Annotated in this window: 3 protein-coding genes; 2 read left to right on the forward strand and 1 reads right to left on the reverse strand. The window is 66.7% G+C overall.

Going from position 1 to position 2,544, the window contains the following annotated elements:
* Nucleotides 1–94: 94 nt before the first annotated feature.
* Nucleotides 95–292: a DUF2795 domain-containing protein gene (locus AB0J39_RS39160; RefSeq protein WP_363474231.1), complete on the reverse strand. Its 198-nt coding sequence runs from the start codon at nucleotides 290–292 to the stop codon at nucleotides 95–97.
* A gap of 186 nt (nucleotides 293–478) precedes the next feature.
* On the opposite strand from AB0J39_RS39160, the gene AB0J39_RS39165 reads away from it, so the two are divergent.
* Both AB0J39_RS39165 and AB0J39_RS39170 read left to right on the forward strand, forming a co-directional pair.
* On the forward strand, nucleotides 479–2,152 hold the full coding sequence (locus tag AB0J39_RS39165; RefSeq protein ID WP_363474233.1) for a sodium:solute symporter family protein: 1,674 nt from the start codon (nucleotides 479–481) through the stop codon (nucleotides 2,150–2,152).
* Nucleotides 2,153–2,161: 9 nt separating this feature from the next.
* Nucleotides 2,162–2,401 carry a hypothetical protein gene (locus AB0J39_RS39170; RefSeq protein WP_346225861.1) on the forward strand — a complete coding sequence of 80 codons (240 nt, stop codon included), beginning with the start codon at nucleotides 2,162–2,164 and terminating at the stop codon, nucleotides 2,399–2,401.
* Nucleotides 2,402–2,544: the final 143 nt, after the last annotated feature.

Consider the following 2,544-nt stretch of genomic DNA (forward strand, 5'->3'; position numbering starts at 1 on the left):
GGCGCGGGAACTCCTCGCGCCGGCCGCCCGACTCCGGCGTCACGGGTCAGGATCATGTGCTCCGGGAGCACGTCCTCAGGTCGGGCCGTCCGGTCTACCCGACGTCGGAAACCGCCTTGCTGACCGCGTTGGGTCCGTCGTACTGCCGGTCCGGGATGCGTTCCAGCGCGTCGATGACGTTGTCGTCCGCGCCGTGGTCGCGAGCCGTGCGGATCAGGTCCGACTTGCCGGCCGGATAGTCGACGCCCTTCAGGTGCTTCTGCAGCTGGATCGGGTTCGGTGCGTCGGCCATGACGTGCCTCCCTCCGTCGATGTCCTCCTGCTCCCCCTCGCCTACCCGGTTCCTCCCGCGCCACTCGGGGCTCCACTCCGCGCCCCCGGCCGGGCTTGACGAGGCCCTTACCAGCGCTTTTGTCACGATTGGGTATACGGGGACGGCCGTGGTGAAACGGGGTGACCCGGGGGTAGCTGGCGTGGCGTGCCTGATGCCCAATTGCTGGCCGCACAGGATCTGCGGCTCGACGTCAACGTCCTGGACTACGTGATCCTCGCCCTGTACTTCCTCGTGGTGCTGGGAATCGGCTTCGCCGCCAAACGGGCCGTACGGACGAGTCTGGACTTCTTCCTCTCGGGCCGCGCACTCCCCGCGTGGATCACCGGTCTGGCCTTCATGTCCGCCAACCTCGGCGCCACCGAGATCCTCGGCATGGCCGCCAACGGCGCGCAGTACGGCGTGATGACCGTGCACTACTACTGGCTCGGCGCGGTCCCCGCCATGGTGTTCCTCGGCATCGTGATGATGCCCTTCTACTACCGGTCGAAGGTGCACAGCGTCCCGGAGTTCATGCGCCGCCGGTTCAACGGCGCGACCCAGCTCCTCAACGCCTCGACGTTCGCCCTCGCGCAGATCCTCATCTCCGGGATCAACCTGTACGCGCTGGCGCTCGTCATGGACGCGCTGCTCGGCTGGCCGCTGTGGCTGTCGATCATCGTGTCTGCCGCGATCGTGCTCGGGTACATCACGCTCGGCGGCCTGTCCTCGGCGATCTACAACGAGGTCATGCAGTTCTTCGTGATCGTCGCCGGGCTCGTGCCGATCGTGATCATCGGCCTGACCCGCGTCGGCGGCTTCTCCGGCCTCGGGGAGAAGGTCAAGCAGAGCGTGCTCGGCGAGGGAGGCCTGCACACCTGGGCGCACACCGCCGGCACCGACAACCCGCTCCAGGCCAGCTGGATCGGCCTGGTCCTCGGGCTCGGCTTCGTGCTGTCCTTCAGCTACTGGACCACGAACTTCGCCGAGGTCCAGCGCGCGCTGTCGGCCCGCAACACCAACGCCGCCCGGCTGACCCCCATCGTCGCGGCCTACCCGAAGCTCGTGATCCCGATCGTCACCGTGATCCCCGGCCTCGTCGCGCTCGTGCTGTTCGGCGACCTCGGCAAGGACGGCGGGCCGACGTACAACGAGGCGATCCCGCTGCTGATGGACGAGTTCCTGCCGAACGGCGTGCTCGGCATCGCGGTGACCGGCCTGCTCGCCTCGTTCATGGCCGGCATGGCCGCCAACATCAGCGGTTTCAACACGGTCTTCACCTACGACATCTGGAAGCCGCACATCAACGGCGACCACCCGGACGAGTGGTACGTGCGGCTCGGCCGCATCGCCACCATCTGCGGCGTCGTCGGGGGCATCGGCGCGGCGTTCATCGCGGCCGGGTTCAGCAACATCATGAACTACCTGCAGTCGCTGTTCTCGTTCTTCAACGCCCCGCTGTTCGCGACGTTCATCATCGGCCTGTTCTGGAAGCGGATGACCGCGTGGGCGGGCTTCTGGGGCCTGCTGAGCGGCACGGTGTCCGCCTTCGGCTCGTACATGCTCTACAAGGCGGGCGTGCTGGACTTCGGCACCGAGCTGAACGCGAGCTTCTGGGGCGCGGGCATCGCCTTCGTGGTCGACGCGATCGTCTCGGTCGTGGTCACGCTCGTCACCACCCCGAAGCCGGAAAGCGAGCTGCGCGGGCTCGTCTACGGCCTGAGCGACGCGTCCGTCTCGGACGACGCGCTGTCGGGAGACCACGCCTGGTACCGCTCCCCCGTGATCCTCGGCGCCGGGGCGGTCGTCCTCGCCGCGGCGTTCTACGTGCCCTTCCTGTAGGAGGTTTCCATGGCCGCCCCGCAACGGCTCTTCGACATCCGCCGCGTGATCGGTGGTCTGTTCCTGGTGTACGGACTGATCCTCACCGTCACCGGGCTGTTCGACAGTGCCCAGGAGGTGCAGAAGGCGGAGGGCATCCGCATCAACCTGTGGACGGGCATCGCGATGCTCGTCGTGGGCGCCGCGTTCCTGCTCTGGGAGCGCCTGCGCCCGTCCGACGCCCCCGCCCCCTCCGACGAGGAGGAGTGACCCCTTTCCCGGCCGCGGGGGCGAACCCGCTTTTTTCGCCGGGGTTTTTTTGGGTTTTTTTTTTCCATTTTTTTTAATTTGCGCCGAACCGGTGTAAAAAAAAGTTATTAGGATTAAGGGGGACAAGATGAAGACAGCCGGAG

The sequence above is a fragment of the Microbispora sp. NPDC049633 genome, from assembly GCF_040675265.1.
GTDB classification, from domain to species: Bacteria; Actinomycetota; Actinomycetes; order Streptosporangiales; family Streptosporangiaceae; genus Microbispora; species Microbispora maris.

Coding starts and splice junctions, on each gene's coding strand:
- AB0J39_RS39160 (WP_363474231.1), bottom strand. CDS start 292: ATGGCCGACGCACCGAACCCGATCCAGCTGCAGAAGCACCTGAAGGGC.
- AB0J39_RS39170 (WP_346225861.1), top strand. CDS start 2,162: ATGGCCGCCCCGCAACGGCTCTTCGACATCCGCCGCGTGATCGGTGGT.